Source organism: Streptomyces flaveus, from assembly GCF_014647675.1.
Classification (GTDB): domain Bacteria; phylum Actinomycetota; class Actinomycetes; order Streptomycetales; family Streptomycetaceae; genus Streptomyces; species Streptomyces flaveus.
In genome coordinates this window covers 126,070-145,430 of sequence record NZ_BMPQ01000006.1, presented here as the reverse complement: position 1 = coordinate 145,430, position 19,361 = coordinate 126,070, and the positions used below count along the sequence as shown (strand labels likewise).

At 69.2% G+C, this 19,361-nt stretch carries 21 protein-coding genes; 15 read left to right on the top strand and 6 right to left on the bottom strand.

Annotated features, from left to right (window positions below):
- Positions 1–10: 10 nt before the first annotated feature.
- The 3 genes from IEZ21_RS15025 to IEZ21_RS15015 all read right to left on the bottom strand — a co-directional run bounded on the left by IEZ21_RS15025 (position 11) and on the right by IEZ21_RS15015 (position 1,642).
- Positions 11–502 carry a succinate dehydrogenase hydrophobic membrane anchor subunit gene (locus tag IEZ21_RS15025; protein ID WP_033325310.1) on the bottom strand — a complete coding sequence of 164 codons (492 nt, stop codon included), beginning with the start codon at positions 500–502 and terminating at the stop codon, positions 11–13.
- Positions 503–507: 5 nt separating this feature from the next.
- Positions 508–888, bottom strand: coding sequence for a succinate dehydrogenase, cytochrome b556 subunit (gene sdhC / locus IEZ21_RS15020; protein WP_078492145.1), 381 nt, complete (start codon positions 886–888; stop codon positions 508–510).
- A gap of 265 nt (positions 889–1,153) precedes the next feature.
- Positions 1,154–1,642: a 2-oxo-4-hydroxy-4-carboxy-5-ureidoimidazoline decarboxylase gene (locus IEZ21_RS15015; protein ID WP_189322574.1), complete on the bottom strand. Its 489-nt coding sequence runs from the start codon at positions 1,640–1,642 to the stop codon at positions 1,154–1,156.
- Between the two features lie 395 nt (positions 1,643–2,037).
- On the opposite strand from IEZ21_RS15015, the gene IEZ21_RS15010 reads away from it, so the two are divergent.
- The 6 genes from IEZ21_RS15010 (at position 2,038) to IEZ21_RS14985 (ending at position 8,205) form a co-directional block, all read left to right on the top strand.
- Positions 2,038–3,555, top strand: coding sequence for a beta-N-acetylhexosaminidase (locus tag IEZ21_RS15010; protein ID WP_246567740.1), 1,518 nt, complete (start codon positions 2,038–2,040; stop codon positions 3,553–3,555).
- Between the two features lie 107 nt (positions 3,556–3,662).
- On the top strand, positions 3,663–4,172 hold the full coding sequence (locus tag IEZ21_RS15005; protein WP_189322395.1) for a hypothetical protein: 510 nt from the start codon (positions 3,663–3,665) through the stop codon (positions 4,170–4,172).
- A gap of 109 nt (positions 4,173–4,281) precedes the next feature.
- Entirely contained in the window at positions 4,282–4,857 is a 576-nt protein-coding gene (locus IEZ21_RS15000; RefSeq protein WP_189322394.1) for a hypothetical protein, read from the top strand.
- Positions 4,858–5,015: 158 nt separating this feature from the next.
- Positions 5,016–5,630, top strand: coding sequence for an RNA polymerase sigma factor (locus IEZ21_RS14995; RefSeq protein WP_189322393.1), 615 nt, complete (start codon positions 5,016–5,018; stop codon positions 5,628–5,630).
- Positions 5,631–5,682: 52 nt separating this feature from the next.
- Positions 5,683–6,258, top strand: coding sequence for a hypothetical protein (locus tag IEZ21_RS14990; RefSeq protein ID WP_189322392.1), 576 nt, complete (start codon positions 5,683–5,685; stop codon positions 6,256–6,258).
- A 441-nt stretch (positions 6,259–6,699) separates the two neighbouring features.
- Complete coding sequence (locus IEZ21_RS14985; protein WP_189322391.1) at positions 6,700–8,205, top strand: AAA family ATPase; 1,506 nt, start codon at positions 6,700–6,702, stop codon at positions 8,203–8,205.
- On the opposite strand, the gene IEZ21_RS14980 is transcribed toward IEZ21_RS14985, so the two are convergent.
- Positions 8,193–8,399, bottom strand: a complete 207-nt coding sequence (locus tag IEZ21_RS14980; protein WP_189322390.1) for a hypothetical protein — start codon at positions 8,397–8,399, stop codon at positions 8,193–8,195. The genes IEZ21_RS14985 and IEZ21_RS14980 overlap by 13 nt on opposite strands.
- A gap of 57 nt (positions 8,400–8,456) precedes the next feature.
- Entirely contained in the window at positions 8,457–9,455 is a 999-nt protein-coding gene (locus tag IEZ21_RS14975; RefSeq protein WP_189322389.1) for a LacI family DNA-binding transcriptional regulator, read from the bottom strand.
- Positions 9,456–9,644: 189 nt separating this feature from the next.
- On the opposite strand from IEZ21_RS14975, the gene IEZ21_RS14970 reads away from it, so the two are divergent.
- Both IEZ21_RS14970 and IEZ21_RS14965 read left to right on the top strand, forming a co-directional pair.
- The gene (locus IEZ21_RS14970) at positions 9,645–10,652 is read left to right on the top strand and encodes a sugar ABC transporter substrate-binding protein (protein ID WP_189322388.1); all 1,008 of its coding nucleotides are present in this window, start codon (positions 9,645–9,647) and stop codon (positions 10,650–10,652) included.
- A complete protein-coding gene (locus IEZ21_RS14965; protein WP_189322387.1) occupies positions 10,652–11,944 on the top strand; it encodes a serine hydrolase domain-containing protein in 1,293 nt (430 codons plus the stop codon). Before IEZ21_RS14970 ends, IEZ21_RS14965 begins: the two co-directional genes overlap by 1 nt.
- Before the next feature lie 164 nt (positions 11,945–12,108).
- Here the strand turns inward: IEZ21_RS14965 and IEZ21_RS14960 are convergent, their stop codons facing one another.
- Entirely contained in the window at positions 12,109–12,687 is a 579-nt protein-coding gene (locus tag IEZ21_RS14960) for a TetR/AcrR family transcriptional regulator (protein ID WP_189322386.1), read from the bottom strand.
- 726 nt (positions 12,688–13,413) lie between these two features.
- On the opposite strand from IEZ21_RS14960, the gene IEZ21_RS14955 reads away from it, so the two are divergent.
- The 7 genes from IEZ21_RS14955 to IEZ21_RS14925 all read left to right on the top strand — a co-directional run bounded on the left by IEZ21_RS14955 (position 13,414) and on the right by IEZ21_RS14925 (position 19,348).
- On the top strand, positions 13,414–14,424 hold the full coding sequence (locus IEZ21_RS14955; RefSeq protein WP_246567738.1) for an alpha/beta fold hydrolase: 1,011 nt from the start codon (positions 13,414–13,416) through the stop codon (positions 14,422–14,424).
- A gap of 397 nt (positions 14,425–14,821) precedes the next feature.
- Positions 14,822–15,637 carry an oxidoreductase gene (locus IEZ21_RS14950; RefSeq protein WP_189322385.1) on the top strand — a complete coding sequence of 272 codons (816 nt, stop codon included), beginning with the start codon at positions 14,822–14,824 and terminating at the stop codon, positions 15,635–15,637.
- 40 nt (positions 15,638–15,677) lie between these two features.
- A complete protein-coding gene (locus tag IEZ21_RS14945; protein WP_189322384.1) occupies positions 15,678–16,529 on the top strand; it encodes an alpha/beta fold hydrolase in 852 nt (283 codons plus the stop codon).
- A gap of 64 nt (positions 16,530–16,593) precedes the next feature.
- A complete protein-coding gene (locus IEZ21_RS14940) occupies positions 16,594–17,760 on the top strand; it encodes a low temperature requirement protein A (protein WP_189322383.1) in 1,167 nt (388 codons plus the stop codon).
- A 128-nt stretch (positions 17,761–17,888) separates the two neighbouring features.
- A complete protein-coding gene (locus tag IEZ21_RS14935) occupies positions 17,889–18,053 on the top strand; it encodes a hypothetical protein (protein ID WP_189322382.1) in 165 nt (54 codons plus the stop codon).
- Positions 18,032–18,691, top strand: coding sequence for a response regulator (locus tag IEZ21_RS14930; RefSeq protein ID WP_189322381.1), 660 nt, complete (start codon positions 18,032–18,034; stop codon positions 18,689–18,691). Before IEZ21_RS14935 ends, IEZ21_RS14930 begins: the two co-directional genes overlap by 22 nt.
- 66 nt (positions 18,692–18,757) lie before the next feature.
- Positions 18,758–19,348, top strand: coding sequence for a class I SAM-dependent methyltransferase (locus tag IEZ21_RS14925; protein WP_246567736.1), 591 nt, complete (start codon positions 18,758–18,760; stop codon positions 19,346–19,348).
- Positions 19,349–19,361 lie beyond the last annotated feature (13 nt).

The window sequence follows — 19,361 nt, the reverse complement described above, 5'->3', positions numbered from 1 at the left end:
AGCCCCGGATCTAGCGGATGTTCGGGTCGAAGGTGAAGATCACCAGCGTGCCCAGCAGGATGGTGAACACCGTGGCGGTGTAGAGCAGGCCCTTGAGCCACAGCCGGGTGTTCGGCCGCTCCGCGTAGTCGTTGATGACCGTACGCAGGCCGTTGGCGCCGTGCAGCATCGCCAGCCAGAGCATGGCGAGGTCCCAGGTCTGCCAGAACGGGGACGCCCAGCGGCCCGCCACGAAGGCGAAGCCGATCTTGGAGACGCCGCCGTCGAGGACGAGCTGGATCAGCAGGTGGCCGATGACCAGGACGACCAGGACGATGCCGGACAGCCGCATGAACAGCCATGCGGCCATCTCGAAGTTGCCACGGGTCGACTTCGGGGTCTTCTTGGTGCGCTGGCGTGGGGCCTCGATGTACGGCGCCGGGTTGTCGACGCTGTACGCCAGTTCGCCATCGCCCTCGATGGGGCCGATGCCGGAGGCGGCGGTCTTCTCAGTAGTGGACATCAGGCTCAGCTCCCGAGGACTTCGCGGACGGCGTGGCCGAGAATCGGGTACAGCGCCCCGACCATCAGCACGACCCAGACGCCGACGACCGTCCAGAGCATCTGCTTCTGGTAGCGCGGGCCCTTGGACCAGAAGTCGACGGCGATGACCCGCAGACCGTTGAGCGCGTGGAAGAGGATGGCGGCGACGAGGCCGTACTCCAGCAGCGCGACGATGGGCGTCTTGTAGGTGGCTACTACCTCGTCGTAGGCCTCGGGGGAGACACGGACGAGAGCGGTGTCCAGCACGTGTACGAACAGGAAGAAGAAGATGAGGACGCCGGTGACTCGATGAGCCACCCAGGACCACATTCCTTCCCGGCCGCGGTACAGCGTTCCAGCCGGCACGGAAGTTCCTCCGGGAGCGGGGATTGGGGCCGCGCCGGCTTGTGCTGTCGGTCGGGCCCGGCCGGGTACGGTCCACCGGCCCTGGCCATCGTAGCGACGTGCTGTCGGGATGCTTACAGCGGGCCTACCGGATGTGATCAAAAAGCCAGCGGACGGCTACCCGCCGGGGGAGGAGGGGCGGCTTACGGGGCTGGGCGACTTGTTCGTTGCCGGGTGCGGGTTGTTTGTGGTTGATCGCGCAGTTCCCCGCGCCCCTTCAGGGCGCTTATGAGCGGGCCATACGTGACAAGCGGCCCTTTGCCAGACGGCGGAGTTCTTCCGCCGTGAGGCAACGTTCCTCCTCGGGATCGTTTGCCAAACGTGACCGGATGGCGGCGAGCACCTGGTCGAGGGTCTCCTCGGGGGACATGTCGTCCAGGCAGATGACGAACACATGGCCGAAGCGGCTCTCGTACGCCGCATGGGCCGCGCTCAGCGCCGTGTGCGCCGCGGCGTACGCGTCGTCGGGGAGGTGGGGGAGGGGCTCGCGGGCCAGGGCCTCGGAGAGGTCGGCGGGGGTCAGGTCGTACGCCGCCTCGTCGGCCGCGGCGAGCAGGGCGGCCAGGTCCGGGTAGGGGCGGTGGGCGGCGAGTCGGCGGGCCCAGCGGTGGCTGCCGCAGCAGGCGATCAGGGCCCGTTCGGCGTCGTCCGCGGGTGCGGCGTTGAACCGCTCCAGGCCTGTGGGGCTCGGTCTGGAGCGGGTCTGGCCGGGCAGGGCGACAACCTGCCCCGAGTGGCGAGAAGGACGGTGCGCAGGCAGCGTGGGTTCCTCGGCGGTATCGGTGAAGCTCCTGTGGGGGCCTCACGCATGATTCGGGAGTGGATCAAGTGTGAGATGTGACATTCACGCTATCGAGGCTGACGGAAGCTGTCCGTCGGATGCCCGAATTTCACCCGGACGGCAGAGTTTCGGATCGTGTGGTGGACGGTGGCGTGGTGAGCTGAGGGCCTAGGTTCGTAGGTTCGCGGGGGCAAGCAGGGCAAGTGATTGGGTGATCTGTGGTGAACGGGCGTAGGCGCCGGGCGAAGACGGGCCAAAGGCCCCGGTCGGTCTGGAGTCGGAGGCCTCTGTTGGCCGGGACCGGAGTGGTCGTGGCGGGAGCCGCGGCTGTGACGGTCGCTCTGTGGCCGAGCGGGGGCAATGGAGCCCCGGCGGCACAGCAGCCCACGGACCCGCCGACGGCCTCGCCCTCGCCCAGTCGTACGTACCCGATGTCGAAGACGCCTCGTACGATCCCGGCCGTACGCGAGCACACCCCCGCCCGCGGACCCGGCTGGCGTCCGGCCGACGGGAGCCGGGTGGTCGTGAACGACACCGACCTCGCGGACGAGGGACGGCTGCTCGCCGGGGAGCTGAAGCTCAGGTACGCGGGGACGGCGGACGCCCGCGCCGGAGACGTACAGCTGGCCCTCACCGACGAGGATGCCGGAGCCGAGTCGTACACGATGGCCGTCAAGGACGGGCGGGTACGGATCAGCGGTCCTGCCGACGCGGGCGTGTTCTACGGGACGCGCACCCTGAAGCAGGCGGTGCGGGCGGACGGTACGGCGCCCGAGGGGGTCGTACGCGACAGCCCGGCGAAGCCCCAGCGCGGGTTCATGCTGGACATCGCGCGCAAGCACTTCACTGCCGGGTGGATCGAGGACCGGATCCGTGAGCTGGGGGACCTGAAGTACAACCAGCTCGGGCTGCACTTCTCCGACGACCAGGGCTTCCGGATCGAGTCCGACAAGCACCCCGAGGTCGTGTCGGAGCAGCACCTCACCAAGGCCGAGGTGCGCCGCATCCTCGACCTCGCCGAGAGCCGGCACATCACCGTCGTCCCCGAGATCGACTCGCCGGGCCACCTCGGCGCGGTGCTCGACGCGCACCCCGATCTCCAGCTGCGCAACGTGAACGGCGTGGCCGCGCAAGGGGCCGTCGACATCTCCAAGCCCGCGGCGGCGGACCTCGTGGACGAGCTGCTGAACGAGTACGCGGAGCTGTTCCCCGGGCGTTACTGGCACCTGGGCGCCGACGAGTACCGGGCGCTGATGGTCTCGAACCCCGAGGCGTCGTATCCGCAGCTGACCGCCGCCGCGAAGAAGAAGTACGGGGCGAACGCGGGCGTCGCGGACCTGGCGACCGGCTGGCTCAACGACCGCGCCAAGCTGATGCGCGGGCACGACCGGACGATGCGGGCCTGGAACGACGGCTTCTTCCCCGGGGGTGCCGTCCAGGCCGCCGACGACATCCAGGTCGCGTACTGGACGGGCAAGGAGATCGGCGCCCGCCAGCCCACCGAGTACCTGCGGGACGGCCGCAAGGTGATCAACTACAACGACGAGTACCTCTACTACGTCCTCGGTCAGCCCAACCAGTTCGTCTACCCGACCGGTCAGCGCATCTACGAGCAGTGGACCCCCCTCGTCCTGCGCGGCACGACCCCGGTCTCCAAGGAGTACGACGACCAGATCCTCGGCGGCTCCTTCGCGGTCTGGTGCGATCTCGCGAACTCCCAGACCCAGGACCAGGTGGCCTCGGGGATCCGTATGCCGGTGCGGGCGCTGGGGCAGAAACTGTGGGATCCGCGGACGCCGGGAGCGTCGTGGGGGGAGTTCACCGAACTGGCTCAGAAGCTGGGCTGATGTCGAGTCGGTGCGGTTGGGATGAGTTGACCGTTTAGGTAGCGAACGGTCGTGCGACTGTGATGGATTTGAGCCTGAGAAGATCCGCGATGCCGGGGGAGCCGGAAATGGGTTACTGGGGGTACTACGTCGTCGGCAGGAGCGAGTCGCCGCTCGCCGAGCTGGACGCGTTGTCGGAGGCCAAGGGGCTGACGCTGCACGAGAGGGCCGACGACGGCTGGCAGGTGTGGGAGTACCCGATCGGAGACGGCACCGGTGATGTGGGGAACATGAGCCACCTCGCCGAGGAGACGGGCGCGCCCGCGCTCTTCGGTTACGTCATGGACAGTGACTGCGTGGTCGTCGAGGCCGCCGCGCCCGAGAGCGGGCCGTGGACGAGCTGCCTGGCACGGGACGCGATGGCCGGATACCTGGGGGGCGCCGATAATGAGCTGACGGTCGACGACTACTTCCTGGAGCCGCGCGACGCCGCCGAGCGGGCCGTGGCCTGGGCCGCCGAGTCGGGCCGTACGGCGGAGGAGGAGCGGCTTCTCGAGGTGTTCACCGCGGACGCGGACCCCTCGGCCGAGATGCTCTTCTTCCAGTTCCTGGACCGGCTCGGGGTGATACGCAGCTGAGAGGCGTCGAGATCCGGCCACTCCGTACTGTGACGTTCCGGCCACGGAGGACGCAGTAAGGGGAAGCGCGGGCTCCGTAACAAGAGGCGCCCCACCGTAGGGAGGCGTGATGAGCCTGGTGGAACTGATCGCTCAGGCCGACGAGCGCGGTCTTGCCGCCAGTGGTCTGGCATGCCTGGACCGCTGCATGCCCTTGCTGGGCGGTGACGACGAGGTGCTGCGTCCGCTGTGGGCGAGCCTCGCCGAGGGTGCGGAGGCCGAGGACTGGGGCGAGCGCGTGGAACAGGTCCGGGCGGAGCTCGATGCCCCGGACGTATCCGAGCGCGACGTCTCCGCCGAGGGCGAGGCAGCCGCGCTCGCCCACCGCATGCTCGACGCCGCGCCCCTGGAGCGCTCCGCCGAGAACCTGCGCGCATGGGCCGACGCCTGCTCGGTCGCCGCCCTCCAAGTGCACCGGCTGCTGGACGCGTCGGACGACGGCACGGCCTCGGTGTCGGCCCGCCGCGAGGGCCGTACGCAGGACATGTCGCCCCTCGTCGCCGCCGAACTGCGCCGCCAGATCGCCATCCTGGAGCTGCTGTCGGGCGGCGGCGCCGCGAGTCTGCGGCAGGCTCTGGACCTGTCGACGGAGGGGCGGCGCGTACTGCGCGCGGTCGTGTCGCGGCGGGCCCGCGGGCGGGTCTGAGAGGGGATCTGAGGAGGCTGCCCCCGCCCGTGCAGCTGTGACATTTCTGGACGTCCCGGCGCTGATCGCCTTGAGGGCACGCCCAGCGCACGCCCTCAGGACGATCCATGACTCACGGCGCGGATCTCGGTACGAACTCGGTGCGAACGAGGACAGTGTTGGGCCAGGGAGGGGAACCCCACCGCGGGCAGGCGGCCGACGGGGAACTGGGTATGGCCGTCGCGCGGGCGCAGGAGGGGGACGAGGACGCCTTCTCGGTCGCGTACCGGCTGGTTCAGCCCGGACTGCTCGGCTATCTGCGCGGTCTTGTCGGCGACGACGCGGAGGACGTGGCCTCGGACGCCTGGCTGGAAATCGCCCGGGATCTGGGCCGGTTCCGCGGGGACGGGGCCGGGTTCCGCGGCTGGACCGCGACCATCGCCCGGCACCGGGCGCTCGACCATCTGCGGCGCCAGAAGGTCCGGCCGCGACCGTCGGTGCTGGAACAGGACGTCCTGGAACTCCCCGTACACAACACGCACGACCAGGCACTGGAGTCCATCTCCACGGAGTACGCCCTGGAGCTGGTCTCGCGACTGCCGCTGGACCAGGCGGAGGCCGTACTGCTGCGGGTCGTGGTCGGCCTCGACGGCCCCGCCGCGGCGCGCGTGCTGGGCAAACGCCCCGGAGCGGTACGTACCGCCGCATACCGGGGCTTGAAGACCCTGGCTCGTCAGTTGGGCGCCGAAGGTGTGACGGATGACGGTCCGAGCACGCTGGGGGAGTCGGGATGAACGGCAACAGATCTTCGGGCAAGGGCGGACTCGGGCATGGGTGAACTCGGACATGGGTGAACGACACGACGCCCCCACCCTTGAAGCCCTCCTCGCCTCCGCCGTACGCGTCGACTCCCTCGACCCCGGCGCCCAGGACCGGGCCCTCGCCGCCTTCCGCGCCGCACGGCAGACGGGAGCCCACGGGGCGCGCACCCGGCGGCGGGACGACTGGCGGCCACGGGACCGGCGAAGGTTCGGGCGTTCGCTGCGGGCGACGCCGGCCGCGCTGGTGACGAGCGCGGCCCTCGGCGGGGTGGCCATCGCGTCGATCGGATCGGTCGGCACCTCGGGCGACGACAGCGACGTACCGCGGCCCTCGAAGAGCACACCGGACCGGCCTGCGGAGGATCCCGCCACCACGCCTGAGAAGCCCGGGCAGCGCGACGGCTTCTCCGCCGCCCCCTCCGACCGGGACCACGAGGCCGGGCACTCCGGTGGGCCGGTCAAGAAGCCGGGCCCTCCGGACCCCCGTACGGGCGACAGGCCGACCACTCCGAACAAGCCAGGCATGCCGGGCAAGCCCGGCGAGGCGGTGGGGCCCTCGAAGAACCCCGGCAACGGCCCCACCAGGGGCCCGAAGGACTGATCCGATGCGGCGATATGCCCGAAGAACAACGGCGATGCGCCCAGAGATGCCCGGAGAAAGAACATGGCCCGGCGTCCGCGACAGCGACGTGACCATGGCCGATGGCAACGGCCGGGGCCGCCACCCCTGGTCCGACAGAAGCGTGGAGTGCCTCTGACCAGGCATTTTGTTGTCCGGGTGCGGGTTCCCGCTTCCCGTCTGGATCGGCCCTCATCCAGGTGTTTCTGGCTGTTCCTGACCGCTACTGGTCACGCGCTGGTCACGTGTCCAACGGTCGGGTCAGCCCCTGCGGGCCGTCGGGGCAGCTCTTAGCACGCCATGTCGGCTTGGCTTCGTTCGGTGAGGGTGTGCGAGGACAGATAAACGGTGAATTCCACTGCGACCACTTATGTCGAAGTAGACTTAGACGTATTCCGTCGTGGTCGAGGTGTGGGAGGGCGAGTGAAGAAGAGCCTGCCGGCCAAGCCGGACGACGTGGTCGACCGGGACCGGGAGTGGGATCTGCTCGCGGAGTTCCTCACTGATCCGGATCCGGCGATGCGGCTCGGCATCGTGTCAGGGCGGCGGCGGCACGGGAAGTCGTACCTTCTGCAGGCCCTGTCCGAGCAGGTCGGCGGCCTGTATGTCACAGCGGTCCGGGAGGAGGGGCGGCTGCCCGCGATCCAGCGGTTCAGTGACGCGGTCGCCGCCCACGCCGGCCTGCGGCCGGGGAGTCTGCGTCTGACCGACTGGCGTGACGTCCTGTCCAACGCCCTGGATGTGACCGCCCGTTCGCCGCACCCGCTCCTGGTGATCGACGAGTTGCCGTACTTGCTCCAGCACTCGCCTGAAATCCCGGGGTTGCTGCAACAGCTCTACGACGAACGCCAGCGGGGTGCCCGGCCCGGTGCCGGGCCGGGTCCGCGGCTGATCCTGTGCGGCTCCGCGATGAGTGTCATGCACGAACTGCTCTCGGGGACCAAGCCGCTGCGAGGACGAGCCGTGGTCGACCTGCGGCTGGGTGCCTTCGACTACCGTGACAGCCGGACCTTCTGGCAGATCGCCGACCCGCTGACCGCGCTGAAGGTACACGCGGTCCTGGGCGGAGCCCCCGGCTACCGGCCGGTGGCCGCCCGTCCGCATCCGGACGACGGCTTCGACACCTGGCTCACCCGGACTCTGCTCGACCCGGGGCGGGCGGTGTACTCGCGTACCGAGACCGAGTACCTACTGCGCGAGGACCCGAGGATCACGCAGCACACGCTGTACTACGACATCCTCACTGCGATCGCGAACGGCGCCACCACGCCCAGCAAGATCGGTGCCGCTCTCGAACGCCCGCGCAACGCCGTCGCCCACCCCCTCGGAGTCCTGGAATCCACGGGCTACATCCGACGGGAACAGGACATCCTCCGCTCCAAGCACCCCGTCATCACCCTCGCCGACCCCGTCATCCGCTTCAACCAGCTCATCACCCTCCCGCAGGCCGCCGCCGTCGAGCAGGGCTTCGCCGAGCAGGCGTGGCAGCAGGCCGCCCCGACCTTCAACTCCAAGATCCTCGGGCCGCACTTCGAGGACCTGGCCCGCGACTTCACCCGTCGTTACGCCCACACCCTGTTGCCCGGTGGACTGCCCGGCCCGGTCGGCACCACCGAGGTTGCCGACCAGGCCGCCCGCACGAAGCACGAGGTCGATGTCATCGCCCTGGCGGCCGGCGAGCGTCCGCAGTCTCCCCGCGCGAGGATCGCGCTGCTGGGCGAGGCCAAGGCGACCGCTGCCCGCCGTGGGACAGGTGACCTGGAGCGCCTGGAACGTATCCGTGCCCTGCTCGCCGATCAGGGGTACGACACCGCCGGCACCATCCTGGCCCTGTACTCGCTGCACGGCTTCTACCCCGACCTGGTCGACCTGGCCGACCGCCGCGACGACCTCCTCCTGGTCGATCTGCCGACCCTCTACGGGACGTGACGCCAAGCGAGCTGTGAGAGCTGAGGCCAGCTGCCCCGGCAGGAGAGTGGCCAGGGCTCCGTGCTCAGACCGAGGGTCTCGGCCAGTTCGCCGAGGCACTGTTCGAAGAGCGGTTCCATGTCGGTCAGGACGAAGTCCATCTGGTGGAGGACTTCCAGGCACAGCAGTCCGTAGAGCCTGGTCCAGCTGGTCACGTACACCGCCTCGGGCGGCAGGCGCCCCACCAGCCTGGCCGCCCTGCGTGCCGCGGGCTACACCCCGGTGTGCGGCATTGTGGTGGAGCGCACGATGAGCCGTGGAGCGAGTTGCGCGGGGCGTGTTGGGCGGCCGGTGTCCTCGATCCGGGCGGTCAGTGTGGTCACCGCGGTCGCTCCCATGTCTTGCCGGGGGGTGTCGATGGTGGTCAGGTCGATATAGCCGTACTGGGCGAGAACGGTGTTGTCGAAGCCGACCAGCGACAGGTCTTCCGGCGCGCTCATGCCTCGATGTTTGAGGGCCGCGAGGACACCGAGGGCGGACAGGTCGTTGGCTGCGAAAACAGCGGTGGGAGGGTGGGTACTCGAGAGCAGGGTCTCCGCTGCTCGCCTACCGCCGTGCTCGGTGTAGTCCCCGCGGACGACGCGGTTGCGCGCGGACAGTCCGTGCTGCTTCATGGTGTCGAGGTAAGCCCTGCGGTGACTCTCGGCCCCCGGGCCGTTGCCGCCGTCGATGTGGGCGATGTCCTCATGGCCGAGGCCGACGAGATGTTCGACGGCGAGGCGGGTGCCGTGCCGGGTGTCCACCGCGACCGAGTCGACGCCCTGTACATGACGGCCGACGACAACCAGGGGCACGCGGTCGGCCAGCTCGCGCAGGTCCTTCGACGCCAGACGGGGACCGACGAGGACGATGCCGTCCACCCGGTGCTCCAGCAAACCGTCGATGGCCCGTCGCTCGGTGTCTGCGGTCAGAAGTTCTCCGCCTGTGAGGAGCACTCCGTAGCCGGCCTGCTCGGCCTGTTCCTGGACGCCGGTGAAGATCTCCGTGTAGACGGGATTGTGCAGCTCCACCAGGACGACCCCCACCGTCATGGTGCGTCGGCTGGCGAGCTGGGCGGCATGGGCGTTGGGGCGGTAGCCCAGCTCGGCCGCCGCTTTCAGTACTGCCTCCCGGCGGCGTGCGGAGACGCGGGGGTCGTTTCGCATCGCCAGGCTGGCCAGGGACCGCGATACGCCGGCTCGGGCCGCGACCTCCTTCAGCGTTACCGACACGCAACCTCCTGGACCTATTGACGTACCCGTTGGAGCGCTCCAAAGTTTAGGCCATTGGAGCGCTCCAACGAAATGTCGTTGTCCGGCGCCGCGACGCCGCTCGAGCCACGCGATCTCCAGGACCTCAGGTTCTGAGCTCGTACGGTTCCCTCTCTTCCTTTCCCTGTCGCACAGTAAGGTCCAGGACAGATGCACCGCTCTTCTCATCCGCGCAGATTCGCCTCCCTCGTGGCCGTGGCCACGGCACTGACCCTCGTCGGCTGCTCCAGCAGCTCGGGCGGGAAGCAGGCCGAGCAAAGCGCCGACGGCATGTCCGCGGGCAAGGCGACCACTCCCCGTCTGACGGTCGCGATGATCACCCACCAAGGGCCGGGCGACACTTTCTGGGACATCGTCCGCAAGGGCGCCGAGGCGGCCGCCGCGAAGGACAACATCCGGCTCGTCTACTCCAACGACCCGAGCGCGGGCGACCAGGCCAACCTGGTCCAGAACGCCATCGATCAGAAGGTCGACGGCATCGCGATCACGCTCGCCAAGCCGGAGGCCATGAAGGACGTCGTGCGCAAGGCCACGGCAGCAGGTATCCCTGTCGTCGGCCTCAACTCCGGTGTGAGCGAGTGGAAGAAGCTCGGCATGATGGAGTTCTTCGGGCAGGACGAGAGCGTGGCAGGCGAGGCGTTCGGCAAGAAGCTGAACGAGGTCGGCGCCAAGAAGGCCGTCTGCGTCATCACCGAGCAGGGCAACATCGGCCTCACCCAGCGCTGCGACGGCGTGAAGAAGACCTTCCAGGGCAAGACGGAGAACCTCTACGTCGACGGCACCGACATGCCGTCCGTGCAGGCGACGATCACCACCAAGCTGCGGCAGGACAGCTCCATCGACTACATCGTCAGCCTCGGTGCCTCGTACGCATTGACCGCCGTGCAGTCCGTGTCCGAGGCGGGCAGCAAGGCGAAGATCGCCACCTTCGACCTGAACAAGGACCTCACCGGCGCCATCAGCAAGGGCACGATCCAGTTCGCGGTCGACCAGCAGCCCTACCTCCAGGGCTACCTGTCGATCGACTCGCTGTGGCTGTACAAGAACAACGGCAACTACATGGGCGGCGGCGAACAGGCGATCCTGACCGGTCCGGCCTTCGTCGACAAGTCCAACGTCGACCAGATCGCCCAGTTCGCCGCGAAGGGCACCCGTTGATGAGCCTGGACCGGCGGTCGGCGCCGGCGGTGACCACACCGCCGGTCCCCGGCCCCACCGGTTCCGTCGCCGCGGGCGACTCGGCCACCTCAGTCACCCGAGAGCCGGCACACCAGCCGCACGGGAGAGCTACGGGCCGGACCGGAGCCGATGCCGTGCGGGTGGAAGGCTGGGCCCGGGCCCCGTTCGAAGCCCTCGCCGATGTGTTCGCGCGAGTCGTCGCGGAACAGGGAGGCGGTGCCGCCGCCCTGGCGATCTACCTGGACGGGCATCCTGTCGTAGACCTGTCGTACGGAGGCCCTCACGATGCCCGGTACCTGTTGTTCTCCGTCTCCAAAGGCGTCTCGGCGATCGCCGCCCAGCACGCGCACGCCGACGGACGGCTCGACCTCGACGCCCCGCTCTGCGATGTCTGGCCCGCCATGCGGCGGACAGCGACCCGCCGCATCACCACCCGCCACGTGCTCAGCCATCAGGCGGGGCTGCCCCTGGTCGACCAGGAGCTCACCGTGGAAGACCACCTGGCCGGCAAGCTCGAAACCGCCCTGGAGCGACAGGAACCCTACTGGGAGCCAGGGACGAAGCACGGCTACCACGCCATCACCTACGGAGCCCTGCTCGACGGCGTCTTCCAGCGGGCCCTGGGCACCAGCGTCGCCGAGTACATCCACGCACACATCCGGCAACCGCTCGGTCTCGACCTCGCTCTCGGGGTTCCGCCACCGGACAACCACGACGTGCTGCCGCTGCGGACACGCCCCCCGATGCGCACCCCGCTACAGTCGGCCCGCCCCGGGCTGCTCTTCGACGCCGTCGGCCTCGGACTGCTCGATGACCCCTCGGTCTTCAACCAGCCGGATGTTCTCGCAGCGCCCTGGCCCGCGACCAACGTGGTCGCCGGTGCCCGCGACCTGGCACGGCTGTATGCCGCGACCGTCGGACCGGTTGACGATGTGCGCCTGCTGGACACCGAGAGCAGCGCCGCGCTCGCCCGCACCCGCTCGATCGGGCTCGACGAGGTCCTCGGCGAGCCGTCCCACTTCGGGTCCGGAGTCCAAAGGCCCACGGCTCGGCTTCCCCTGCTAGGACCAGCCTCGTACGGACATGACGGGCACGCCGGCTCTCTTGCGCTGGCCGATCCGCGGTTCTCCGTCGGCATGGCCTTCACCACCAACGTCAGCCCGCCCGTCGGCGGAGCGAGTGCGGCGGCCCTCACACTCGTCGCGGCAGCCGGGCACTGCCTGAACGTATCCGGCCGCAACGCCTGCCGAGAGAAAATGAGTCGATTCTGATGGAGCCGAGCCGCTCGGCTCTCCAGACATTCGCTGTCAATGATCTGGTCCTCCCTCCAGCAGCTCGCCACCGCCCGCCTTCGCGACTACGACGACGCCGCGGCCACGCTCGCCCTGCACGACCGCGCCCGCTACACAGACGGTGGGGTTGGCCGTGGTGGGGCTCAGGCGTGTGGTCCTGCGCCGTGCAGGAGTGTGTCGATGACGAGTGCGGCCAGCGCGTCGGGATCCTTTGCGGCCGGGTCCTGGTCGGTGCCGGGCCTGTTGAGGGCTTCACTCAGGAGCGCGTAGTACACCTGCCGCGTCCAGTCCAGGTCCGCGTCCGGGGCGAGGATTCCCTCGTTCTGCGCTCGGGTCATGAGTTCGAGGGTGTAAGCGTCGATCTCTTCCCAGAGGGCGGCTGCGGCGGTGGTGTGGGGCGTGGCGTGGCTGAGGGTGAAGCGCCAGGTGCTCTTGACCCGCAGGGTGTTCGCGGTCACCCGGTACAGGGCCACGAGCGCGGGAGCGGAGTCGGGCCGGGCTTCCCCGATGGCGTCGAGGAGCTGCTGCTTCGCGGAGACGGCGAGCGCCTCCAGCAGCGCCTGCCGGTTCGCGAACCGGCGGTGCACCGTGATCCTGGTCAGCCCCGCCGCCTCGGCGATCTGCTCCATGGAGGCACCGGCGTCCTCGGCGAGAACCCGCTCGGCCGCCTCCAAAATCGCACGCACACTGCGCTCGGCATCTGCCCGCAGCGGTCGGCCCATAGCGGTCTCCCTGTCTCGTTCGTTTTTCGTCCCCTGTAGAGGATACGTGAACGCTACGGGTATCCCGATAATTGATTCTCCACTGCCGCGCCTGCATCTCTATTTGATACGTCGATGATACACATTAGGGGTTGCACCACACCCCTGACAGCTGACGAATCGACGAAGTTGCCGGTCGGGTAACGCTTTCGCCGTCCATGCTGACGCCGACTCGACAGGTGCGTCACGAAAGGGGCCGGAAGCCGGGACGGCATCGGCCCACACGGCCCACGACGTCCGCGTACGGCAGGTTCACCACTCCGGGGCAAGCCCTCCGGCCGTGACCCAAGAAATTTTCATGCCCTCGATCAATCTTCGTACTCGACCGGATAGAGGCCGCCGTCATGACCTACGAGAGCGGACTGGTGCGCCCTGGCGGATGACACGATCGGGCGCCTGGGATGACTCCCGACGACATTATTGATCCCTAGCTTCAGGACATGTCGATCATGCGGGAGTTCCTTCGCCGCCCCCGGCTCACCGGCGTCGTCGCTCCCAGCTCCCCCGCCCTCGCGCAGACCATGACCTCCGGTCCGGATCCGAGCGGGAGGTCACCGGACCCGGCTCGACGAAGTCGCCGGGTCAGGAATAGCTCCACTTCCGTGCGCCCCACAGAACATCCGTACGCGGAGCGCACGGCAGGTTCAACGCGCCGGGGAGACCTCCGGCCCGACTCAAGGAATTGGCATGTCCTCAACCAACCGACGTACCCGTATCTCCCGACGGACTGCGATGGCGCTGGCCAGCATGTCGGTCGTCGCGGCTGTCGACGCCACGGCACCGAGCATGGCCAATGCCATGAGCGGCAGCTCCAGCGGCACGCGGCACTCGGCCACCCAGACGCAGAACGCGGAGAGCGCCAGCACCGCCCCCAACCTGCGCGTCAAGGCCGCCAACGGCGTCACCTACCAGTACCGCCGCTTCGGCCACCCCAGCGCCGACAGCGTGCCCCTGGTCTTCTTTCAGCACTTCCGCGGCAACCTCGACAGCTGGGACCCCAAGCTCATCGACACCATCGCCGCCAAGCGCGAGGTCATCCTCGTGGACAACGTCGGCGTCGGCGGCTCCACCGGCACCACCCCCAGCACCGTCCAGCAGATGGCCCTGGACGCCATCGAGTTCATCGACGCCCTCAAGCTGCCCCGCTACGACGTGTTCGGCTTCTCCCTCGGCGGCGAGGTCGCCCAGGAGGTCGCCCTGCGCCGCCCCTGGCAGGTCCGCCGCGTCGTCCTGGCCGGCACCGGCCCCCAGGGCGGAGTGGATCAGCGCGCATCGGATCCCAACATCCTGCAGCGGACCCTGAAGGACAACCCCGGCCCCGAGGACTACCTCTTCCTCTTCTTCAAGAACACCTCCTCCAGCCAGGCCGCGGGGAGGGAGTTCCTGCAGCGACTCGGGCAGCGCACCACCGACCTCGACGCCCCCTCCAGCCTGGCCACCCGCGACCGCCAGCTCACCGCGTGGTCCGAGTGGGGCATCCCCGACAAGTCCAAGCTGGTCCGCCTGAAGGCCCTCTTCCAGCCGGTCCTGGTCGCCGACGGCGAGAGCGACATCCTGATGCCCGCCAAGAACTCCCACCTGCTGGCCAAGTACCTCCCCAACGCCCAACTGCACATCTACCCGGACGCCGGCCACGGCTTCCTCTACCAGTACGCCGTCAAGTTCGGCACCGAGGTGAACGCCTTCCTCGACCGCTGAAAGCACCTCGCCGCGAGACGGCCGCAGGCACCGACACGAACGGTGACCGCAGACCGGCAGCTCATGCCCGATACCCCGCCGGAGCCGAGCCCGGCGGGGTATCGCCGTGCAACGGGGCGCTGACCAGGTCGATCCGGAGGGCCTATGGCGGGCACTGTCACCGCGGCATGCCTCAGCCGCATTGACTGGCCTCCTGACCCTCCGTAGTGGATACGCGAACGCTACGGATATTTTCTTAATTGATGCTCTGATGTTGCTTCTTACTTAGAAGCTGATACATTAGTGAAACCGATCGAGGGTGCTGCGGCGACGGACCTCGGTACGACCGTCATCCGCGTCCGGCCCCGCGATCCCCACACCCCGCAAGACGAAGCAGTCCATGAGTCAGGAGCCCACAATGGCGACAACACGTCCGGTAGCCCTCGTGACAGGCGCGTCCTCCGGCATCGGAAAGACAGCCGCCCTCGCACTGGCCGAAGCGGGCTACGAGGTGGTCGGGACCAGCCGCAACACCGCGCACGTCACCCCTCTCAAGGGAGTGGCCTTCCTCGACCTCGACGTGACCAGCGACGCGTCGGTGACGACCGCGGTCCAAGAGGTGATCGACCGGTTCGGGCGGATCGACGTCCTGGTCAACAACGCCGGTATCGGCTCGGCGGGCGCCGCCGAGGAGTCCTCCGCCGCGCAGGCGCAGGGCCTTTTCGACATCAACGTCTTCGGCGTCATCCGTATGACGAACGCCGTCCTGCCACACATGCGCGCGGCGGGCAGCGGACGGATCATCAACATCTCGTCCATCGTCGGGTTCATGCCGCAGCCCTACATGGCGGTCTACGCCGCCTCCAAGCACGCCGTCGAGGGCTACTCGGAGTCCGTCGACCACGAGGTCCGTGAGTACGGCGTACGGGTTCTGCTCGTCGAACCGGCCTGGACCAACACTGCGTTCGACGCGGCCAGCGTGCGGCCCGACCAGCCCCTGGAGGTCTACGCCAAGCAGCGGCACGTCTTCGAGGAGTACATGGCCCAGGCGGTCAAGGACGGCGACGACCCCGTCGTCGTCGCCAAGGCGATCGTCGCCGCGGCGACCGACGCCAAGCCGAAGCTTCGCTACACGGCCGGCGCCATGACCGGGCGCGTCCGCACCATGCGCCACATGGTCCCCTCCCGCGTGTTCGACCAGCAGCTGCGCAAGCTCAACCGGCTGCCTGCCTGACGCCCCCACAAGACACAGCGACAAGAAAGCGAAGCCCGCCATGAGTACGTATCTGGCAGACGCGGCCGAGAACCTCACCGTCGAAGGTCCCTCCGCGACGTTCACCTACCGGCGCATCGGCCCGCGGGGCGGCATCCCGCTGGTTCTGCTGAACCGGGTCCGCGGGACCGTCGACTGGTGGGACCCGGAGTTTCTGGACCACCTGGCCGCCGGCCACGACGTGATCGTGTTCGACGACATCGGCCACGGCTACACCACCGGCGAACCACGTGACTCCGTCGAGGGGTTCGCCGACGGCGCCGTCGAGTTCATCGAGGCCCTCGGACTGCCACAGGTGGACCTGCTCGGCTGGACCCTGGGCGGCACCGTCGCCCAGCACATCACCCGCACCCGGCCCGACCTGGTGCGCAAGCTGGTCGTGGCCGCCGCCAATCCGGGCGGCACGGTGCCCGGCGCGCCCGCCCCGGACGAGAAGGTGCGGGCCACCATGATCAAGCCCGAGGTCACCGCGGACGACCTGGTGTTCCTGTTCTTCCCCGAGACCGACGCGGGGCGCGCCGCCGGGTACGCGTACCTCTCCAGGGTGGCCACGCGGCTGGCCGCCGGGGGCCCCGGTGTGTCCGAGGCGGCGGGGCTGGGCCAGATCACCGCGATCGCGAAGGACGCGTCGATCCCCTTCGAGCAGGTGCGAGCGGACCTGGAGACCATCAAGCACCCCGTCCTGTACGCGACGGGCATGCGGGACGCGATGATCCCGGCCCTGGCCTCCTACACCGCCGTCCAACACGTCACCAATGCCACCCTCGTCACCTACAGCGACGCCGGCCACGGCTTCCTCTTCCAGCACGCCAGGGACTTCGCCGCCCAGGTGAGCGCCTTCCTCGCCGACTGACCGCTCACACCAACGCCGCCACCACGGGAGTCGGAACGCCTCCCCGACCGAGGGGAGACCCAACGTGCAGTCGACCAGCGTTCCGGCGCGCCGGGAGGTCACACCGCTGGAGCTGTTCTTCGACCTGGTCTATGTCTTCGCCATCGGCCAGCTGTCGCATCAGCTGCTGGCCCACCCGACGTGGACCGGCGCCGCCCAGACGCTCGTGCTCTACCTCGCCGTCTACGCGGCGTGGGCGTACACCACCTGGGCGGTCACCCTCGTCCCGGCCGAGGATCCGCGGACCCGGCGGATGCTGCTGACGGTCATGCTCCTGGGGCTGTTCATGAACGCCGCGATCCCGCGCGCCTTCGGCGATGCCGGGTGGGTCTTCGTCGTCACCTTCCTGCTGATTCACCTCGGCCGGACGGTGTGGCTGCTCAGGGTGGGCCTCGACCGGCGTGATCAGGAGCATTGGCGCCGCGTCCTGGTCTGGTTCGCCGCGGCTGCCCCCTTCTGGCTGACCGGCGCGGCGGCCGACGGCGGCGCGCGGCTGGTGTGGTGGGCCGCGGCGATCCTGATCGAGTTGGCGGGCACCTGGACGGCGCATCCCCTTCCCGGCCGCAGGCTGGACTCCCGGCAGGTCGGCTTCGCGGGCGGCCACCTGCTGGAGCGCGGCCGCCTGTTCATGATCATCGCGTTCGGTGAGGCGATCCTGACGACCGGCACGGCGCTCACCACAGCGCCGTACGAGCCGATGACCCTGCTGACCAGCAGCGTGGCTCTCGCCGGCACGGTCGCGTTGTTCTGGCTGTTCTTCAGCCGCTCCGAGCACATCGTGCGCCACTATGAGCGGACCGAGGACCCCATCCGGGCGGGGCGCAGCGGCGTCTACAGCCTCATGGTCTCCGTCGCCGGGATGATCGCCGCCGCCGCGGGCGATGAACGTGTCATCGCGCACCCGGCGCATCACGCCGGCATCACCACGAACCTGCTGCTGTTCGGCGGGCCTGCCCTCTTCATCGGGGCGCAGACGTGGCACGGCAGGACCCTGTTCGACGACCTGCCCCGGGCGCGGCTGGTCGCGCTGTCCGCTCTGGTCGTCGGATGCGCGGTCACTCCGGCGGCCCCGGCCTACCTGGCGGCGGTCGTCGCGGCCTCGATCGTCGTCACGCTGGCCGCGTTCGAAGATCGCCGCCCATCCGGGGATGCCACTGCGAAGCCGCTCTCCTCAGGCCGCCCACGCCCCTGACCTACGGCACTACTGCGGCCGGCCCGCGATCTCTGCCCGGAACAACGACGGGCCGTTCGGGTGAGACGCGAGTACGCCCTCCCGATCTGCCGCATTCGCCATATTCGTCAATCACTCAGGAGCCATCCATGGACTTCTTCACCAGCCATGTCCTCGCCACCCGTGCCGACCGACGTCCGGGCCAGGACCTCACCGCCCGGTTCCTCAGCTGCGAGCACGGCGTCCACGCCGGTGCCCGCACCGCCGACCGGCTCTACGAAGGAGGGACGCCATGGCGGAGGCCGGTGTGTTGATCTGTGACGGCCAGGAGCTGATGCGGGTCGGCCTGCGCATGGTGGTGGACAGCCAGTCAGACCTCACGGTCGTCGGCGAAGCCGGGGACGGCGAGGCGGCCGTGGCACAGGCGCTCACACTGCGCCCGGACCTCGTCCTCATGGCCGTACGGCTGCCGCGCCTGGACGGCATCTCGGCCACCGCACAGGTACGCGCCGCACTGCCGCAGACACAGGTGCTGGTCATCACCGCCTGCGACCGCGACGAGTACGCCTACGCGGCGCTTCGTGCCGGAGCCGGCGGCTTCCTCGTCAAGGACACGCCGACCGCCGAGATGCTCGTCGCCATCCGCGGCGTGCTGCGCGGCGACGCGGTGATCGCCCCCTCGGTGACCCGACGGCTGATCGACCGGTATGTCACGGACGCCATCGCTCCCCTCACCGACAAACGCCTCGACGTACTGACCGACCGCGAGCGTGAGGTGTTGGGTCTGGTCGCCCGTGGGCTGAACAACACGGAGATCGCCGGGAAGCTGTTCCTCGGCGAGACCACGGTCAAGACCCACGTGGCCCGGATCCTCGGCAAGCTGCGCCTCCGCGACCGGATACAGGCCGTCGTCGTGGCCTACGAGAGCGGACTGGTTCGTCCTGGCGGATGACCCCGTCGGGCGCTCGGGATGGTTTGCGACGACACGACCGATCCCTAGCTTCTGAACATGTCGATCATGCGCGAGTTCCTCCGCAGCCCCCGGCTCACCGGCGCCATCGCGCCCAGTTCCCCCACACTCGCCCAGGCCATGACCGCCGGACTGGACCTTCACCGCGCCGACGTCGTGGTGGAGTTGGGGTCCGGCACCGGCGCGATCACCGGAACGATCCTGCGGCAGCTGGCTCCGAACGCGCGGCTGGTCGCGGTCGAGCTCAACCCGGTCTTCGCCCGCCGGCTCACGGACCGGTACTCCCAGAGCGCCGTCGAGGTGGTCCAGGGCAGCGCCGAGGACCTGGCGACGCTCGTCCCGCACCAGGTCGACGTCATCGTGTCCGGTCTGCCGTGGACCGTCATGCCGCACGAACGGCAGCGCCGGATCCTCGACGCGGCCGCCGCCGTACTGAGTCCGAGCGGCAGGTTCAGCACCTTCGCATACATGCACGCGGCGTGGACACCCCCGGCCCGCCGGTTCGCCACCGAGCTGACCGGGCGGTTCTCCACGGTGGAGCGCAGCCGGGTGGTGTGGCCGAACCTCCCGCCGGCGTACATGCACCGTGCGGTCGCACCGGTCCACAGGAAGTCGGCGGAGCCGGCACACGGAAGGTAGCGCCTGCAGCCAC